12 protein-coding genes and 1 riboswitch are annotated in these 18,965 nt (G+C 59.3%); of the genes, 11 read left to right on the top strand and 1 reads right to left on the bottom strand.

All coding sequences use genetic code 11. From position 1 onward, the window contains the following. Nucleotides 1-33 precede the first annotated feature (33 nt). The 7 genes from HWX74_RS17040 to HWX74_RS17070 all read left to right on the top strand — a co-directional run bounded on the left by HWX74_RS17040 (nt 34) and on the right by HWX74_RS17070 (nt 10,090). Nucleotides 34-1,083: a hypothetical protein gene (locus HWX74_RS17040; protein WP_176014791.1), complete on the top strand. Its 1,050-nt coding sequence runs from the start codon at nt 34-36 to the stop codon at nt 1,081-1,083. A 13-nt stretch (nt 1,084-1,096) separates the two neighbouring features. Beyond that, nucleotides 1,097-1,558: a transcriptional regulator NrdR gene (nrdR, locus tag HWX74_RS17045; protein WP_176014792.1), complete on the top strand. Its 462-nt coding sequence runs from the start codon at nt 1,097-1,099 to the stop codon at nt 1,556-1,558. Between the two features lie 3 nt (nt 1,559-1,561). Further along, complete coding sequence (locus HWX74_RS17050; RefSeq protein ID WP_176014793.1) at nt 1,562-2,542, top strand: hypothetical protein; 981 nt, start codon at nt 1,562-1,564, stop codon at nt 2,540-2,542. Between the two features lie 85 nt (nt 2,543-2,627). Continuing rightward, complete coding sequence (gene hisH / locus HWX74_RS17055) at nt 2,628-3,260, top strand: imidazole glycerol phosphate synthase subunit HisH (protein WP_176014794.1); 633 nt, start codon at nt 2,628-2,630, stop codon at nt 3,258-3,260. Next, on the top strand, nt 3,257-3,898 hold the full coding sequence (nth, locus tag HWX74_RS17060) for an endonuclease III (RefSeq protein ID WP_176014795.1): 642 nt from the start codon (nt 3,257-3,259) through the stop codon (nt 3,896-3,898). The genes hisH and nth overlap by 4 nt, the downstream gene beginning before the upstream one ends. Continuing rightward, on the top strand, nt 3,895-6,867 hold the full coding sequence (locus HWX74_RS17065; protein WP_176014796.1) for a PD-(D/E)XK nuclease family protein: 2,973 nt from the start codon (nt 3,895-3,897) through the stop codon (nt 6,865-6,867). Before nth ends, HWX74_RS17065 begins: the two co-directional genes overlap by 4 nt. Then, nucleotides 6,851-10,090 (top strand): exodeoxyribonuclease V subunit beta, encoded by a 3,240-nt coding sequence (locus HWX74_RS17070; RefSeq protein WP_176014797.1) that lies wholly within the window; start codon nt 6,851-6,853, stop codon nt 10,088-10,090. Before HWX74_RS17065 ends, HWX74_RS17070 begins: the two co-directional genes overlap by 17 nt. Nucleotides 10,091-10,117: 27 nt before the next feature. Here the strand turns inward: HWX74_RS17070 and HWX74_RS17075 are convergent, their stop codons facing one another. Continuing rightward, nucleotides 10,118-10,609, bottom strand: a complete 492-nt coding sequence (locus HWX74_RS17075) for a histidine phosphatase family protein (protein WP_176014798.1) — start codon at nt 10,607-10,609, stop codon at nt 10,118-10,120. Between the two features lie 256 nt (nt 10,610-10,865). On the opposite strand from HWX74_RS17075, the gene HWX74_RS17080 reads away from it, so the two are divergent. The 4 genes from HWX74_RS17080 to HWX74_RS17095 all read left to right on the top strand — a co-directional run bounded on the left by HWX74_RS17080 (nt 10,866) and on the right by HWX74_RS17095 (nt 18,949). Next, entirely contained in the window at nt 10,866-12,080 is a 1,215-nt protein-coding gene (locus HWX74_RS17080) for an MFS transporter (protein WP_176014799.1), read from the top strand. A 60-nt stretch (nt 12,081-12,140) separates the two neighbouring features. Continuing rightward, nucleotides 12,141-12,264, top strand: a riboswitch (FMN riboswitch). A 128-nt stretch (nt 12,265-12,392) separates the two neighbouring features. Next, a complete protein-coding gene (gene ribB, locus HWX74_RS17085) occupies nt 12,393-13,010 on the top strand; it encodes a 3,4-dihydroxy-2-butanone-4-phosphate synthase (RefSeq protein ID WP_176014800.1) in 618 nt (205 codons plus the stop codon). Between the two features lie 123 nt (nt 13,011-13,133). Next, nucleotides 13,134-14,192, top strand: a complete 1,059-nt coding sequence (locus HWX74_RS17090) for a LacI family DNA-binding transcriptional regulator (RefSeq protein ID WP_176014801.1) — start codon at nt 13,134-13,136, stop codon at nt 14,190-14,192. Nucleotides 14,193-14,329: 137 nt separating this feature from the next. Then, complete coding sequence (locus HWX74_RS17095; protein ID WP_176014802.1) at nt 14,330-18,949, top strand: hypothetical protein; 4,620 nt, start codon at nt 14,330-14,332, stop codon at nt 18,947-18,949. Nucleotides 18,950-18,965 lie beyond the last annotated feature (16 nt).

An 18,965-nucleotide genomic window follows, 5' to 3' on the forward strand; every position in this document is an offset into this window, starting at 1 on the left:
AATTCATGGAAAGTCGAAGGGAGACGAACCGGTATGAAGTTGAAGTGGGTTCGGCATCTGGGTATGGTCGGCGCGGTGGCTCTGGGCATCGGCGGTTGCCGGAGTGCGGCGGTGGCCGACCGTCAGGGCCTGTTGCGTCCGCTGGAACAGGTGGATTTCGATCGGGCCAGGCAGTTGAAAGACATACTGGAAGTCTGTTTGGAGCGCGGTTGTTTTATCGACCGGGAGACATTTGAGTTTTATGGCGGGATGCCGGACGAATTGATGGTCAGGGCGTCCCGGCTGGGATTGACGCGGCTGCATCTGCGGTTGGATATGGCGCGGCTCGGCAGTGATTCTTATTTTGCCGAACTGGCGGCGATGGCGGCGGCGGCCCACCGGCATGACCTGAAAATCAATCTGCTGCTGCGGGAAAGCGCTTTTGATTACCGCCGCAGCGGCAATTGGGCCTGGCGGGAATGGTTCGACTCGCCGGAACAGCAGACCGCCCGGCAGTTGGACCGGCTGCTGGCCTGGCTGCCGGATGGCCGGAGCGGGGAGCGCCTGCCGCTTGACGGACTGACGCTGGAGTTGAGCGCCCACGAATCCGGCCGGCCGGGGGCTTTGTTCAACTGGTATCCGAATGGTTACGGCATCGGCCGGGATAACGACGAACTGATGAAGGCCTCTTTCCAATTTGCCGAACGTCTCCACGATTTGAGCGGCGGCGCTTTGCCGATGACCGTGGTAGTGCCGTACGATTATCACCTGCAGGCCGCATCCGGCAATTTGAGCTGCGGTTCGATTAACGATTTCTGGAAATTCGCCGACCAGGTCATCGTTCTGGCTTTTGCCAACACCAGCACTCAGGTTGAAGCGCAGACGGCGGCGGTTTTGGCCGCGGCGGACAAGCCGGAAGCGGTATTGATCGGGTTGCAGGTGGCCCGGCATCCGGTGGGCGACCGCGACAGCGTGCGCCGCCGGACATTCGGGCAATTTCTCAATGTGCTGGCCGGCGTCACCGATGAGGCGAAAATGCGGCAGTCGTTCGGCGGTGTCAATTTCAGTGACTTTTACAGTCTTGAAAATATCTGGGAATGGTAAAAACGGGGGTTTTATGCGGTGTCCGGAATGCGGATGTCAGGATGATAAAGTGGTGGATTCCCGGGCGGTCAAGGAAGGCGCCGGGGTGCGCCGCCGCCGGGAGTGTCTGAAGTGCGGCCATCGTTTCACTACTTACGAAGGAATTATCCAGGCCGAATTGAAGGTGGTCAAGAAGAATAATATTCTGGAGGATTTCGACCGCGACAAATTGCGGCGCGGCATCGAGAATGCCTGCTACAAACGGGCGGTGCGCATTGAGGACATCGACCGGCTGGTCGATGAGATTTCGACCGGGCTGCAGCGGGATTTCGACAAGGAAGTGACCAGCGCGGAAGTCGGACGCCGGGTAATGGCGGCGTTGAAGGCGCTGGACCAGGTTGCCTATGTGCGGTTCGCTTCCGTCTATCGTAAATTCAAGGACGTCGAGGAGTTCATCGATGAGATTCGCTCCCTGTCCGATCAACCGAAAAGCTGAAAAGTGATCAAACCGGCCGACAATTCCATCATGCTGCTCGGTGTCAACGGCATCGGCACGGTGTTCGAAGTGGATAAGCTGCAGGCGCAGATCATCCATTGTTTTCTGACCGCCGGCTTGCGGGAGAGCTATCTGGCTGAAGATATCGCTCTGGCGGTGGAGCATGCGTTGTCCGCCAGTTCGCGGCCGGAGAAGGTCTTTGCCGAAACCGAGATCAATGCGGCGGTGGTGAAAATTCTTGAGGATGTCGGTTTCCCCGAGGTGGCGGCCATCTTCCGCAGCCTGAACAGTTGTATCGGCGTGACGTTGAGCAGCGAAGGGCAGACGATTGCCGAGCTGATCCGGCGGCATCTGGATGTCGATGAAATGCATCTGAATTATTTGACCGGCCAGGTGCTCAACGCGGCCAAAACGTTGAAAATTTCCACCGCGCCGCCGGCGCTTTATCTCGAACTGGCCAAGTATTACAAATCGCTGATGACTACGGTGCCGTTGGAACTGCATGTCAATGTGACGCGCAGCGGCGGCCGCCGGATGAGCGGCAGTTCGTCGTTGTTGCTGACGCCGGAAATGGTGTACGGCGCTTTGGGACCGCAGGGCAGGCGGCTGATCGACGAGGGAATCGTCCGGCTGCTCGGCGTCGGCAAATTGTTTCCGAGCATCCGGCTGTTTTTCATGATGACCGATTATGTGCGCCATTGCAACTTGGCGGTGCCGGTGGCGGAAATGCTGTTGATTCCGCATTTGTATGAAGCGGCGGAGGTCCTGCGCGACTGCTGCCGGGCGGCCAATACGCTGTACGGGGCCGAGGTGAAGGAACATGCCGGTTCGCTGCCGGTTTATTTGACGGTGCCGGATCTGTCGCGGTTCGCCATCGAGCAGTTGCAGGGAAGCTGGCCGGAGTCGAAGGGAACTTGCCTGGAATTGCTGGAGCCGTTGCGGCAGAGCATCGGCGGGGCGGTTTTTAAGCTGAAAGTGAATTGAAAAACCGCCGACGGCGATCCGGCGGGCGGGGGGGTTCGTGTGAAAACGGCGGAGCTGGTGGGGGGCAACTTTTGAGGAGCTCGATATGATAATTGGATTGATCGACTACAGCATCGGCAATTTGCTCAGTGTGTTCAAGGCGGTGGAGCAGGTCGCCGGGGCCGGCGCGGTCCGGATTTTCGACCGGGCGGCGGAACTGGAACGGTTCGACGCGTTGATCCTGCCGGGAGTCGGCAATTTCGGCGACGGCATGGAGCAGTTGAACCGGAGCGGTTTTGCCGGGCCGTTGCGGGAATGGGCGCGCCGCCGGAAGCCGCTGCTGGGAATTTGCCTCGGGATGCAGTTGCTGCTGGAAAGCAGCGAAGAAGCGCCCGGCGTAGTCGGGCTGGGAGTAGTGCCGGGCAAAGTGGTACGTTTCCCGGAAGGCGGCGAGAAGGTGCCGCACATGGGCTGGAATCAATTGCGGATCCGGCGGCATCATCCGTTGCTGGCCGGTTTGTCCGATTTGAGTTATTTCTATTTCGTCCACTCGTATTATGTGGCGCCGGCCGATCCGGAGTGGACGCTGGGCAGTTGTGAATATATTCTGGATTTCCCGGCGGTCATCGGCCGGGGCAGAGTCGGCGCGACGCAGTTTCATCCCGAAAAAAGTCAGACGGCCGGTTTGACGCTGCTGAAGAATTTTGTCCGTCTGGCCGGACAGGACGGCGAAGCATGACTGGCGCGCAGCGAAAACGGTTGTTGCAGGTTCGGGAGCGGCTGGAAGCGCAATACGGAGTGCGGGAGTGCCCGCTGGAGCACCGTTCGCCGTTTCAACTGCTGGTCGCGGTGGTGTTGTCGGCGCAATGCAAGGATGACCGGGTGAATCTGGTCACCAAAGAGTTGTTCCGGGTGGCGCCGGATGCCGAACGGTTTGCCGAACTGCCGGTCGAAGAACTGGAGCGGCTGATCCATTCGGTCGGCCTGTACCGGGCCAAAGCGGCCAACCTGCATGCCGCCAGCGTAAAATTGGTGCGGGAGTTCCATGGCGAAGTGCCGCGGACGATGGCGGAATTGACAGCTTTGCCGGGTGTCGGGCGCAAAAGCGCCAATGTTATCCTGGGCAACGCTTTCGGGCTGCCCGGTTTTCCGGTGGATACCCATGTGAAACGGGTGTTGAACCGGTTGGGCGTGGTTGCCTGCGACGTGCCGGAAAAGATCGAGGCGGAGGTCAATGCGGTGGTGCCGCCGGAATACTGGAAAGATTTTTCCCATCAATTGATTACCCTGGGACGGCAGATCTGCGATGCGCGCAAACCGAAGTGCGCCGACTGTTTTCTGAATGATCTGTGTCCGGCGCGGAGAACCGGAGCTTGATTGCCGGACAGGCAACGCGTATCGCCCTGGGGTGGGACCGGCCGTGGCTGGAATCCGCGGTCGACCGGCTGGCGGAGCTGAACCGTTGCCGGTTTCCGGCCGACCTGGGGGATTGCTGGGTGGTGATGCCGACGGCGGAAGCCGGCCGGTTGCTGCGGGAGGCGCTGGCGCTCCGTTTTGCCGATCTCGGCGGGGTGACTTCCCTGCGTGTGACGCTGCCGGAAATGCTGTTGCAGCCGGAAGGAGCAGTGGCCGACTCGGCTACGGTGCTGATCCGCTGGGTGGAGCTTTTGCGCTCCCTGCCGTCGGGGGCCTGCCCGAATCTTTTCAAGAACGATTTACTGCGCCGCTATGGCCGGGAAGATGGCTGGCTGCTCGGCATCGCCCGGCAATTTCAACAGTGCCGGCTGGAGTTGGCCGGCGAAGCGCTGAATCTGGAAGAGGTCTGTCGCCGTTTTGACCGCTATTGCCGGGAGCGTCCTTCCGAAGGCAGTTTGGATTGCCTGGCCCGGTTTCAGGAGCTGTGGGAGCTGGAGCGGCAATTGCTCGCCGGTTTCGAGCGGGTGGCGGAGCCGGCGGCGGCCCGCCTGGAAGCGATCCGGCGGCCGGTAGTGCCGGAAGGCGTTCGAAAAGTGATTTTCATCGGTTGTCCGGATTTGCCGGCCGGCGTTTTGCAGGCGGCGGCGCATTTGCCGGTGCCGGTGGAGGTTTGGATCGGGGCGCCGGCGGCGGAGCTGAGTCGTTTCGACGACTGGGGGCGGCCGCGGCAGGAGTGGCTGGCGCAGCCGCTCGAATTGGATTGCCGGACGCGGGTGCGCCGTTTCGGCCGGCCGGAAGAACAGGCGGCCAAGCTGGCCGATCTGCTGGCCAATCCGGAATACCGGCCGTCGGCCATTGGCGTGCTGGATGAGGAAGTGGCCGAGTCACTGGTGGAAAAATTGCAGTACCAGCAGCCGGAGCTGCCGGTTTATGCGCCGCAAAGCCGCAAGTTGTCGGCATTGCCGTGGACCCGGCTGCTGCTGGATTTGCTGGCATTGGCGGAGGACCCGGTGCGTTTCGAGTTGATCGCCCGGCTGGCGCGCAACGCGCTGGTGCAGGATTTCGCGCTGACCGTCGGGTTGGTCGATGATTGGCCGGGCGTGTTGATCAGGCTGGATCAATTGGAGAGCGAACACCTCCTGGCCGACTGGGCGGAATTGCGGGACATTGTGCAGTATGAAACCGCCCGGACGGCGCCGCCGCCGGCCCTGGCGGAGCTGGCCGATTGGCTGGAGCGGTTGGCCGTCTGGCGGCGGCGGTTGCGTCAAACGCCGGACTTGTTGCGCAACGCCTTTGAAATTCTGGCTGAAATCGGCCGCAACAACTCTTATGCGGAACTGGATCTGGAATTGAGCGCCGTCGAATTGGCGCAGTTGCAGCGTTTGGTGGTGGAAGCGGCCAATGCCGCCAGGGAGCGGCCGCAAATGGCGAAAACACTGTTGACTGACGAATGCAATCACACTGAAATTTCCATTCGGGCGGATGTCGAAGCGGCGATTGATCTGGTGGGCTTTCTGGAGCTGCCGTGGCGGCCGGACCGGGAACTGGTGGTTGCCGGCTTCAATGAGGAAAACTTTCATTACCGCCGGGCGTCGGACGCTTTGCTGCCGGAACGGACCCGGGAACTGCTGGGGATGACGACGGATAAAATGCGTTATGCGGCCGACGTGTTCCGGCTGAAAGCGCTGCTGGAAAGCCGCCGGCTGACGATCCTGTATGGCAAGGCGTCGTTGAACGGCGATGTCCTGCGGCCCGGCCGGCTGCTGATGCAGTGCGGTCCCGCTTTGCTGCCGGACCGGATCCGGCTGTTGTTTTCCGGTGCGCTGGACGAATCACCGGTCCAGCCGGTGCGGTTGGCCGGCGCCGGCGGTTTTCCGCCCTATATGCCGCGGCGGGTCGGCTTGTTGAACCGGCATTTGAGCGTCACGGCGTTTCAGTCGTATTTGAATTGTCCGTTCCAGTTTTATTTGAACAATGTGTTGCGCATCCGTGAGTTGAACGACCGCAGCATCGAACTGGACCACATGCAGTTCGGCAACCTGCTGCATGAAGTGCTGCGGCGGCTGGGCGACGGTCTGGAACCGAGCGGCGATCCGGCGGTGGTGGATGCCTTTTGCCAGCGGGAGCTGGAGAAGGTGGTCCGGCACCGGCTCAACGGCGGCCGGCGGGGCATCGTTCGCCTGCAATGCGGCATCATGGCACAGAATCTGCACTATTTTGCCGCCGTTCAAGCGCAGGAATATGACGCCGGCTGGCGGATTCGGGCGGTGGAGCTGCCGTTCAGTTTCCGTTGGGATCAACTGTACAGCCGGGTCTTTCCGGCGGCCGGGAAATCGGCATGGCGGTCGGCGATCACGCTGGATGGCCGGCTGGACCGGTTGGACTGGCGGCGGTCGGAGCAGGGAATCGAGGAATGGCGGCTCATCGATTACAAGACCGGCAGCGCCGGCAGCAGTCCGGCTGAGAAGCATGTGATTTCAGCGGCGGCCGCCTGGGGAGACGAGGAGAAGGAAGCGCGTTACGCTTTCGAGAAAAGCAGCGGCAGCCGGAGCGCGGCCGGTTATTGGGCCGATCTGCAACTGCCGCTCTATCTGCTGATCGCCAAATACATTCTGGCCGATGAGTTTGCCATGGCGCCGGATGCGGTCTTTTCGGCCGCTTATTTCAATTTGCCGCTGGCTTTTACCGATACCCGGCTGGCGGTTTTCGATGAGCTGGAACGACCGGAGGTGTTGCAGAATGCGGTACGGTGCGCCGATTGGGTGTTGCGGCGGATTTTCGTCGAAGCGGTATTCTGGCCGCCGCGGCAGCTCAACGGCCGTTTTGACCGGCGTTGCGAATTGATCGGCAGCACGTCGGAAGCCGATTACATCGCTTTGGAACAAATTCCGTGGCATCCGGAGGAGGCGGCCGATGAACCAGCCCTTTAAAGAATTCCGTTCGCTGGCGATCGACGCTTCGGCCGGTTGCGGCAAGACGGAGATGCTCGGTGTCCGGTTGGTCGGCATGCTGCTGGCCGATCCGGAACAGTTGCCGTCGATCGTGACGATGACCTTCACCCGGGCGGCGGCGGCGGAAATTCTCGAACGTCTGCTGGAACTGCTGTACGGCGCGGCGTTGGACGAAAAGCGGTTGTTGCAGTTGAAGCGGCAACTGGCGGCGATGGATGGCGGCGCTTCCCGGGATGAGCTGACTGCGGAAATGGCCCGCTTGCTGCTGCAGAAGGTGGTCGGCGCCCTGAATGAATTGAAAATCAGCACCCTGGACAGCTTTATGGCCGGTATCGTTCAGGTGTTTCCGATGGAATTGGGCTTGCCCGGCGAAGTCTCGATGCTCAGTGAAGCCGAAAGCCGGAGCATTCAGGAGCAGTTGTTGCGGCGGCTGTTCAACGACGAAGTGGACCTGGACAGCGATGACGACTTCATCGAATTGTGCAAAGAGGCTTCGTTCGGCAACGAGGACAAGGTGATTTTCGCCAGCTGCAATGAACTGGTCGGTCGCACGATGAAATTCTTCGGCCGGCGCGACGAGGATTCGGTCTGGCGTCATTGGAGCCGTTTCGAGCCGACTTCGGCTGAAGCGTTGGAGCAGGCCTGGCGGACTTGCCGGGATTTTGCCGACTGGCCGCCGCGTTATTTTGGCGGCCCGCTGGAAGCGGCTTTGCTGGCCTGCCGCCGGGCCGGCCGGGAAACCAAATTTTCCCGGGAAACCAAAACTGTCATGCGCGCTTTTTTCCGGGTCTGGGACGATTTTTTAACCGGCGGGGCCAAGCCGGAAGGCTTCGCCCAGAAATATCTCTATCCGCCGGAATTGCGCCAGGCGATTGAAGCGTTGTTCGGACATGGCCGTGACATTCTGCTCTATCAGGCCGGCCGGCGGACGGAGGGCATGCAGAAGTTGCTGCAGCGCTATACCCGGCTTTATCGCCGGGAGGTGCTGGAAAAAGGCCGGATGGCTTTCGAGGACCTGCCGCGGCTGCTGACCGACGACGGCAACGAATGGCGTTATGATATCGATTACCGTCTGAACGCCCGTTTGAAACACTATCTGGTCGATGAATTTCAGGATACCAGCCGGGAACAGTGGCAGGTGTTGCAGTCGATCATCGACGATGTTCACGACGGGGAACACAGCCTGTTTCTGGTTGGCGATGTCAAGCAGGCCATCTACGGTTGGCGCTCCGGAGACAGCAGGTTGATGAATGAGGTGATCGCCGCATTGCAGTTGGAACAGGATGAGTTGCGTCGCTCCTTCCGTTACGGTCCGGAAATTTGCCGGGCGTTGAATCTGTTGTTCGGCCCGGAGAGCATCGGCCGATCGGCGTTGCCGCCGGAGACGGCGGAGCGCTGGCGACGCGGCTGGAAAATGCATGAGGCGGCCAATCCGGACCGGGCGGGGGAGTTTCAGGCCATTCTGGTTTGTGAAGGCGCCGCCAACGCTTCACCGGTCGGGAATTACGCGGCGGTCATCCTGGCCAAATTGCGGGAGATCGGCTGGTCGGCCGGCGAATTTTCCTGCGGCATCCTGGTTCGCAGCAAGGCCGACGGCATCGAGCTGAAAGAGGCGCTTGTCGAGCGGGAGCCGGCCATGAAGGAACAGGTGATCTGGGAAGGCGATGAGAGCATCGGCAGCGACCGGCTGGTAACGGCCCTGCTGGCTTTGCTGGTCTATCTGCAGCATCCCGGCGACCGTTTGAGCCGGGAGGTGGTGGCGATGAGCCAGCCGGTCCGGCATCTGCTGCCGTCGGGCCCGGAAGCGCTGCAGCGGCTGGCGGCCCGGCTGCACCACAATGGCTTCCAGCCGGTCCTGCGGGAGTGGCTGCAGCAATTGGAGTTGAAAAGCCTGGTCTGGAACGAACCGGAAATCGAGCGTTACGATTACCGGAGCAACGGCAATGTCGAAACGCTGCTGACTGCCGCCGCCGCCTTCGACGGCAGCGGCCAGCCGCCGGACAGTCTGGATTTCCGCGATTTCGTTTCACGCTACAAAATAAGCGACACCGCCCTCGGCAACAAGATTCGGATCATGACCATCCACAACAGCAAGGGACTCGGTTTCGATGTGGTGTTTTACCCGATGGTCAACGGCCGGCATGACAATTTGCGGTCGGTGCCGCTGGACGGTTTCGCGGCCGCGGCGGACGGCCGCTGGCTGCTCTATCAGCCGAGGGAAGAGGGGGGGACGGTGCCGGAAATCCGCCGGGCGCTGGAGCGGCGTCACGCCGATGAATCGTTCGAGGATTTGTGCGTCATGTATGTGGCGATGACCAGGGCGAAGTACGGCATGTACGTGTTGCTGCCGCCGCGTTCCGGCGAAAAAGCCGCCAATTTCCACCCCGGGCTGACGCCGGAAAAAGAGACGAAAAACGGCAAAGCGAAAAAATTTGTCCGGAAGTGGAGCGCCGAATTGAAAAAAGGCTCCTATTATCCGTCGGATTATGTTTTCGAGAGTTTGTTCTTCCCGCAGTATCCGGTGGAAATTCCTCTGTCCTTTCAACCGCTGGGCGGGGTCAGGACGCTGCTTTATGTTTCCGGCCGTCCGTGGTCCCGGCCGGCTGCCGGGACGGAACTGCGGCAGTTGCCGCCGCCGTTGATGGTCGCCGGGGAGAAGCGGCTGCCGCGGCTGCGTCGGACGACGCCGTCGCGGTTGGAGGATTCCGGCACGGAACGGCTCTATTTCGCCTTGCCGGAACCGGGGAAGGGGACCGATTTCGGCAACCGGATCCATCGCTTCTTTGAAAAGATCGAATATCTGGAGGATTTTGTCGTGCCGGCCGATACGCCGCCGGAAGTGCTGGCGCATTTCGATTCCTGCCGCCGCAATCCGGAGGTGGTTGAACTGCTGAGCCGGCAATGGGGCGAGCCCTGGCGGGAACGGACGTTCGAGACGGTCGTTGAAGGCCGCTGGGTCAGCGGCTGCTTTGACCGGGTCGGTTTTCAGTACGACGAACACGGCGCTCTTTGCCGGGCGGTCATCGTCGATTACAAAAGCAACGACTTCCAGTTGGAGGAGTTGCCGGAACTGGCCGCCCATTATCACGGTCAAATGAGCATTTATTGCAGGGTGCTGGCCAAATTGCTGAATTTGCCGGCCGCCGCGATCGGCTGCCGGCTGCTCTTCACCAAATGGGGGCTCGTCCAGCCGGTCCGGTGAGTTTCGTTGCCGGCGGTTTCGACGCTTTCAACGCTGGTCCGGCAAGGCGATCTTCAATGTTTCCCGGCAGGCGGAAGCGGCGATGTCTTTCCAGTTGATCAACTCGAACTGCAGGATGACCGCTTCGGCCGGCCGCAGGCATTCGACCGGCTGGCAGCTCAGAAAATTGATCAGATCAAGCAGCGCCGGATTGTGGCCGACGAGAAACACGGTTTCGGCGCTGGCCGGCAGTGTTTGGAGCAGCATCAGCAGGTCGTTGCCGCTGCCGTTGTAGATCGCGGCTTCCCGGACGATCAATTCCTTGTTAAATTGAAAAGTCTTGGCGACGATTTTTGCCGTCTTTTTCGCCCGCTTGGCCGGGCTGGCGAGGATCAGGTCCGGGTGCAGCGATCTGGCGTGCAGCAAATTGGCGACGATGGCGGCTTCGTCTTTGCCGCCGTCGGTCAGTTTGCGGTCGAAGTCCGAACGGGCGCTTTTTTCGGCGCGGGCGTGACGCTGGATTACCAGGGTTTTCATCATCTGTCTCCTCTTTGAAACTTTTCTTGCGGCATTCTTCAATAAATATAATATGGATTCCGGGGTTGACAAATGAAGAATTTTTAATATTGTGTAAGATTTTCAGGATCGGAAATCACAATATTGAAATTCGGTGGCAATTCGATGGCAGACGCCGAAACGGCAAGCTGCCGGAACCTGGCCGGCCTGATTTGCTTTTCGATTGCCGGGCCGGTATATTAAGCGGATTGACTGTCGGGAAGAATGGAAAGGGATGGCGATGGGATTGCAGACTCGTTTTCAAGCTATTTTTCTGCCGCGCTCCGGCGCTTTGGCTTTTTTTGTCAGTATCCTGATCTGGGGAATCGGCATCGGCTGCTTTGCCGCGACCTTGAACAATTATCTGGTGGAAATCCATTCGGTCGATGAATTTCAGCGCGGCCTGATCGAATTTTTTCGGGAAATTCCCGGTCTGCTGCTGGTGATATTGCTGGCGTTCATGCACCGGATCAGCGACTGGCGAATCATGCGGATCGGCACGCTGATTTCGATGGTCGGCATCAGCGCGCTGCTGATTCCGGTCGACAAAGTGGTCGTGACCCTGCTGATCATGATCTGGAGCACCGGCGAACATCTGGTCATGCCGGTACGCAGTTCGATTGCCATGCAGGTGGCGGCGCCCGGCAAAGCCGGCCAGTCGCTCGGATTCGTCACCGGGGCGATGAACGGCGGCACCGTCGCCGGCAGCATCCTGGTGGCGTTGATCTTCTGGATTGGCGTGCATTGGCTGCATTGGGAACGGGCGGAGCTGTACAACATCGTCTGGGGAATGATTTTTGTTTTGATGCTGATCAGTTTGATCTGTACCTTCACCAGAAACGCCCCCAATTATCCGTCGCACCGGCCCCGGCTCTATTTCAATTGGAAATTCAAAAAATTTTACATGCTGGAACTGTTCTACGGCGCCCGCAAACAGATTTTCCTGACTTTCGCTCCGTATGTGCTGATCATCAATTATCACTTGACGACCGCCGATATGGCGCTGCTGCTGGGCATCTGTGCGGCGATCAATATCTTCGGCAGTCCGTTGATCGGCCGGCTGACCGACCGGATCGGCTACCGCAATGTGATGATTTACGATACGGTCATTTTGTTTTTCGTCTGTTTGGCTTACGGCTATGCCGGCGAGCTCTTCCGTGCCGAAGTGGCCTTCTGGGTGGTGTGCGTCAACTTCATCTTCGATGCGGTGATCAGTACGACGTCGCTGGCGACCAATCTGTACGTGCGGGAAATTGCCGGCAGCCAGGATGAACTCACGTCGACATTGTCGACCGGGATTTCGATCAACCATTTGATTTCGATACTGTCCGCTCCGCTGGGCGGCTGGATCTGGCAGCGTTACGGCGTCGGCGTGCTGTTCAGCTTCGCCGCAGTGATGGCGGTGGCCAATTCGCTGTTTGCCTGGACGCTGCCGAAGCCGGGAACCGCCGAATAATTGCCGGAAAAGTATCCGGTGCGGTTGACAGTCCGGCGTCGGCGTGCTATACTGGAAACATGGTGTCTTCAGGGCCGGGTGCAATTCCCGACCGGCGGTGACAGTCCGCGAACCCGGAGTTTTTCCGGGCCGAACCGGTGAAAGTCCGGTACCGACAGTAAAGTCTGGATGGAAGAAGATCATCGGAATGGCGACGATGGAAGCACGCGGAAGGCTTCCGGGGTCGCCGCACCGTTTTTATGAATTTGCCGACTTGGCCCTGAATACGTTGGTTTTCAAGGTTTGGGTTGAGGTAAAGTTCGAGGTGCGGAAATGTGTTTTGATCCATTGGAAGCGGTGATTGCGGCGTTCGGCGGTGGCGAAGTGGTGATTTTGACCGATGATGCCGGGCGCGAAAACGAAGGGGATTTGATCGTTGCCGGTTGTCATGCGACGCCGGAAGCGGTCAATTGCCTGATTACCCACGGCCGCGGCCTGCTCTGTGTGCCGATGGCGGCTGCCTGGGCGGCCAGGTTGAATTTGGTTGAGCCGGTATCGAAGCACGATCTTTTCAATACGGCGTTTACCCAGAGTGTCGATGTGATCGCCGGCAATACCACCGGCATCTCCGCTTTCGACCGGGCAAGAACGATCAAAGCATTGAGTGATCCGGCCAGTACGCTGGAAGATTTTTACTCGCCGGGTCATGTTTTTCCGTTGATTGCCAGGCCCGGCGGCGTGTTGGAGCGCGACGGTCATACCGAGGGGGTCGTCGAACTGGCGACGCTGGCCGGTTTGCCGCCGGTGGGGGTGCTCTGTGAAATTCTCAATCCGGACGGCTCGATGGCCAGGTTGCCGGATTTGGAACTGCTGAAGCAACGGCTCGGCCTGAAGATGACTTCCATCGCCGATTTGATCGCCTGCCGCCGCCGGCATTCGGAATCGGCTTGAGCGGATAAAAGAACATTTTTTGATAAAAAATCGGGAATTTTTCAGGACAGCTATTGACTTTTTGCCCGGAATATAGTATAACTTAATATTGTAAATACGTATTAGCAGGAGCGATGGCAGGAAGTGATAGGAAGTAAACAAATTACCCAGAAAGAATTGGCCAAGCTGGCGAATGTCTCGCAGAGTGTCATTTCGCTGGTATTGAATAATTCGCCGTTGAAAGCGCGCATTCCGCAGCAGACCAGAAACCGGGTGCTTGAGATTGCCCGGCAGCACAATTACCGGGTGAATCCGGTCGCCCGACAGCTGCGTTCCGGCCAGAGCAGGTTGATCAACGTCGTTTCACCGGTGGTCTTTTCCCATCAACTGGTCAATATGATTCCGTTGATCGAGACGGAACTGTCCCGGGCCGGTTACCATATTATGATTTCCCGGTTAGATTCCGAAGTGAAAAATATCGTGGAGACGCTCCGGACCATCATGACCTTCGGATTTGCCGGAACAATTGCGCTGGATTTGTTCGAAGAGTACGTCCCGCCGAAAGGCCAGCCTTCCGTCTGTCAGGTGCTCAGTGAATATAACAATGTCATTTTTCTGCAATGTCCGGCCGATGTGGAGGATTTCACCGCCGTGGAGGTGGATTACGCTGCCGGGGTGACCGAGGCAGTCCGTGAATTGGTGGCCCGCGGCCGGCGCCGGATCGCGCTGGCGTTGAACGATGACTACCGGCCGTCGATGATCGGCCGTTTGCAGGGGTACCGGCGCGGTTTGGAATCCTGCGGACTGCCTTACGACCCGCAATTGTGCTGGGTGGCCGAATCGGCTGGCATGATCGGGCTGGATGGTTCCCGCCCGGAGCATATTGCCGAACAAATCGACCGGCAGTTGCTGATCGGCCGGAATGCCGATGCGATCATCACCTCCAACGACGAATGGGCGGTGGCGGTCATTCATGTCGTGCGGCGCCGCGGGGTCAGCGTGCCGGAGGAGTTGTCGGTGGTCGGCTATGGCGACAATCCGGATTTATGCTGGGCGTGCGAGCCGGAATTGACCAGCATCAGCCACGGCAATATCGAGCTGGCCGTGAAGCTGGCCGGCCGCCTTTTGTCCTCGCTGGCCGGAGAAACGGTAGTCGGCAGTGAAGTGGTGAAATCCTATCTGGTGGTCCGCAATTCGCTCTGAATTAGGGAGCGCCAGAAGAACAATCGCCGGGAGTAGCCGGCGAACAGAGTTGGAATTTATTCGCACTGATTGAGTTGCTTTGTGTTGTGCAGAATAGTTGCATATAAATATAATTTTATTTTATGGTGAAAGGATCGATGATGAGAAAACTCCTGGTTGCTTTCTTGATTTTAACCGTCCTGGTGACTGCCGGGTTTGCCGCCGGCAACGAGCGGTCATTGCAGGGGGCGTTGCAGCATTGGACCGGCGTGGCCGGCGACAATATGCCGATTGAGGTGACTGCAGCGCCGGACCGGACATTGGTGGTGAAAGCGCAGCCGGATGGCGGCAGTGAAAGTTTCCCGCATCTGAATCTGGCGCTGAAGCAGCCGGAAGACTGGCGGCGCTATCACAAGCTGGTGGGAGAGGTGAAGCTGACCAGCGGCAATCCGGATATTGCCGCCAACGGCAAGGAGATCAATTTCTGCTTGTACGATGAAAACTTGCGGCATGAGAATCTGGCCGGCAACCCGGCGGTACAGCAGTCGTTCGGAAAGCCGAAAATTGCCGCCGGCGACTGGCAACCCCTGGAACTGGATCTTTCCACGGCGGAGCGCGGCAAAGTGCGCGGGCTGGATATTTATTTGTATGAGATGCCCTATTCCTATCCGCACGAATACCAGTTCGAATTCCGCAATCTCCGGCTGGTCGGGGAGGATTTGTCCAAAGTGGTGTTTGACGGCGTCAGCTTCGATCCGGCGATTTTGAAAGGCGAAGCCGGCAGGGCGGTCGGAGAACTCGCTACCGCCGGAGAGGGGCTCCGGCTGGCGCTGGGCGACCGTGGCGGCATCGTCCGGTTGACCGAACCGGCCGGCACGCTCGGCCGGCGGGAGAATGGCGTTTCCGGCATTTTGCTGCGGGATGCGGCGCAGAACGGCGTGCCGGTGATGGCCGGCGGCGAAATTACCGCTCAGGATGGCGTTATCCGGCAGGCTGCGGTTTTGCCGGAATTGAAACTGTCGCTGGAGGCGGAATACCTGACCAGGGGAGAATCGCTGATCATTCGCGGCGCGGTGGAAACGCTGGAGGCGGCGGACCGGGCGGTGACGGTTTATGTGACTTTGCCGGTCGACAGCGGGTCTTATGAATTTTTTCAGAGCTTGAGCCGCAGCGCCGAACCGTTCCGGGAATTCCGGTCGCTGCCGCACTATGAAGTGAAACTGACCGGCTATCCGTTTACCGCGCTGGCGGACTCCGGGGCCGACCTGGCGCTGGGGATCGGTGTCGATCTGGGCAAACCCTGTACCTATCGGCTGGGATTCAATCCGGCTTTGAAGGTGTTGTACGTCGCTTTCGACCTGGCGCTGACCGATATTGAAACGGTGCATGGCGAGTCGTTGAAGGTCGGTAATTTCGAGGCGGTCGTCTACCCGACTGACGCCGCTTGGGGGATGCGTTCGGCGGCAGAACGGTATTATCAATTGTATCCGGAATATTTCGTCGACCGGGTGCAGTGCGGCGGCGGCTGGGAAGTGCCGTGGCATCGCCGCCAGTCCGGCCAGACGCCGGAGGAGATCGTCGCTGGCGGTTATCGGTTTGTCTGGGGGGCGGATGAGTTGTCGGCGGAAGAATGGAACTGGAACGCCGACCACGATATTCTGAATCTGATTTATATCGAACCGGAATTCTTCCAGTTCAGCATGGGGGATTATCAATCGCCGACCACCGAAGAGACGATGGCCCGCTTGAAGCGGCTCAGCGAAAACGACGAGACGGAATGGCGGAAATTTCTGCCGTTGCACTATTCCACTGCCTACAACTGCAATCCGCATGCCAAATCGGCCGACCGGCGGGCATTTCTGCACTCGTTGATGAAGGCGACGCTGGCCAGCGGCATGCAGGACAAAAATGGCGAGCTGGTGCTGGGACTCGGCAACCGGGTCGCCTGGATCGGCGACAGCGGTTTCGGCGCCATGGTGCCGTGCAATTTGAATCCGGCCATTCCGGACGGCCGCGGGATGGCGGCATTCGAAACGATGCTGGAACCGATGATGGCGGAGTTTGCCGCCGAACAGCGCCGCGCGCCGCGGGGCTTCGGCTTGGACTGCTTCATGGATGTGCCGCCGGATTACCGCCGGGAGAACTTCCGTTATGCCGCTTTGCCGCTGGCGTTCGACCCGGAGACCAAGCAGCCGATGGTGCAGCGCGGTTTCGGTTCGCTGGAGTGGCTGAAAGCGTTGACCGAACGCTGCCGGCCGCGGAATATGGTGGTGATGGCCAATGCCTTCGGTCCGATGACCTTCGCTTCGCCCTATCTGGATATTTTCGGCATTGAAGGCACGATGGTTTCCGACCCGGAATTTCTGCGGACGATCGCCGGTCCGAAACGGCCGATTACCTATCTGCCCTATGATCCGCAACCGAAGCCGGGGATCGAATATCATCTGTTCTGGGGAATTTATCCGGGCCGCAACGTGACGGTCGACATTCTGCGGCCGATGATTCCGGTGCTGGATGCACTCTACGAAGCGTCCTGGCAGCCGGTGACCCGCCTGGAGGCCGACCAGGGGGTCCGGGTGGAACGCTATGGCGTTTCCGGCGCCGGAAAAATCTATTTTACCGTCCACAATCCCGGCCGTTCGGCGGTGAAAACGACGCTGCGCCCGGCGTTGTCGGAACTTGGCCTGGTCGACGGCGACCGTTTCCGGCAGATTTATCCGGAGGAACGCGAGTTGTCCGGAACGCGCCGCGTCAATTTGACGCTGAAAGCCGGTGAAACCGTTGTTCTGGCAGTGGAACCTTCCGGCCGGCCGGCTGCGGCGGCTGCCGAAACATCAAACAACAGCAAGGAGGAGCCGATGCTGAAAGTGGTTCGCGATAAGGATTCATTGACGTTGTATCATGGCGCCGATCGGGTGGAGGTCGGTCTTGACCGCGCGCGGTTGACGTTCACGACGCCGGCCGGCCGCCGGGTGCTGCAGGCATACACTTCCAATTATCTGGACTGGGGGGTCTACTGGCCGCAGCCGGCCGCTTCACAGAAGGAGCCGGAAATCGTTGAAACCGGCGACCGTATCGAGGTGAAATTGTGTTATCCGGTTGAATTGCAGCGGGAATTTCAATTGAAGTTGACTGTCGACCGGCAGTTGCCGGGCATTCAGGTGGAAGCGGACTTGATCAACCGTTCGGCGGCGTTGCGCTGTGAATTGTGGAATTGGGGCTGGGAGGAGGAGGCGACCGAATACGCCACCCGGGATGAAATTGACGGCATCTGGCGCGGCAAAGCTTCCAGCAACGCGGCTTATCTGCCGGCGGTCGAAGGCGATTTCGACGTCTACGGCTGGGCGGCCTGGCCGGGCAACGGCAATTGGCAGTGGGCGATCGTCGCCCAGTGCAACATGTCGTTGTGCCGGACCCATGCCGATTATATCCAGTCCAATGCGATGCTGCACGCCTCGCCGCGCGAACAGTTGCTCGGTCCCGGCGACGGCATGAACATCTCCTTTTTGTTGACGGCGGTCGACAGTCTGGCGCAACTGGAGGCGTTGTATCAACAGGCCCAGGCCGCCGGCTGCCCGGCGGCGCTGGGGGTGGAGGCCGGCTGTCCGTTCGAACTCATCGAGTACGGCCAACCGGCGCCGGAATGGCTGCGGCACGGTGACAAATACAGCAATTGCCCGGCGGTGACTTCCGTGAATTTGCCGGATCTGCGTTACCTGACGCCGGAACAGCGTAAAGAATATTGGTTCAATACGTTGTTTTTCACCCATGCGGTCGGCGACAAGGCAGTGCGGCAGGCGTTGCGCGAAGCGGGAATGCCCTGCACCCTGTATTACAACTGGATGGAAATTTATCCGAAGGAGTCGGACGATTACCCGGCCGGTTATCATCTGCTCGAACATCCGGAATGGATCAATATCGATGAAAAGGGTGAAAAACGCATTTCCGGTTGGGGGCAGGCACACAATCTGGAGCTGTATTCGACCTGTATGCATCAATTGTCGCTGCACGAGCGGGCGGCGGCCCAGATGCGTGAATTGTTTACCGGGGACGGTCAGGTCAACGGCATTTTCATCGACAACTGCTCGAACCTGCCGGAATGCTTCGGCGATAAATTCGGCGTCCATAGCCACCAGCCCGGCAAAGACAACCACGCGATGTATATGGAACTGCTGAAAGCGGTCTATGCGGCGGTCAAAGCGTGCGGTAAAGACAATATCGTCATGCAGAACAACAACAACAATCCGGCTCACTGGAGCTTCTGCGACACATCGATGGCCGAGGAGACGGTGATCTTCACCGATTGGGAAACGCTGGAATACAAAGGCCGTCTGGCGGCCGAAGCGTACCGGCACGGCAAGGTGCCGTCCATCTTGAATTACCTGCAGTTCAGCTATAACCGCGATACCCGCGAATACTATTCGACCGACGAATTCGAGGCGATCGAATACAATTGTACGTTCAGTTACGTTTATGCCAGATTGTTCGATATGCTGTGGAGCGCCTGGAATTACCTCTACGAGCAGGAGCATCTGATGCCGCTGGCGCAACGTTACTTCCGGTTGGATTTGTCGAATCCGACGTCGCCGCTGCAGCAGACCGGGAAGGTGTTTCACCGCGATTTCGGCCGCTATAAGCTGTTGCTTAACTCCGACCGCCGCCATCCGGCCGCCCTGACCGTCGATGGTAAATGGCGTAATATCAATGACGATCAAGTCTATGCCGGGGAGATTGAATTGGAACCGTACGGGGCAATAATTCTGGAAAAAGTGGATTGACAAAAGCTTTTCGGCG

This window comes from Victivallis sp. Marseille-Q1083, from assembly GCF_903645315.1.
GTDB lineage: Bacteria > Verrucomicrobiota > Lentisphaeria > Victivallales > Victivallaceae > UMGS1518.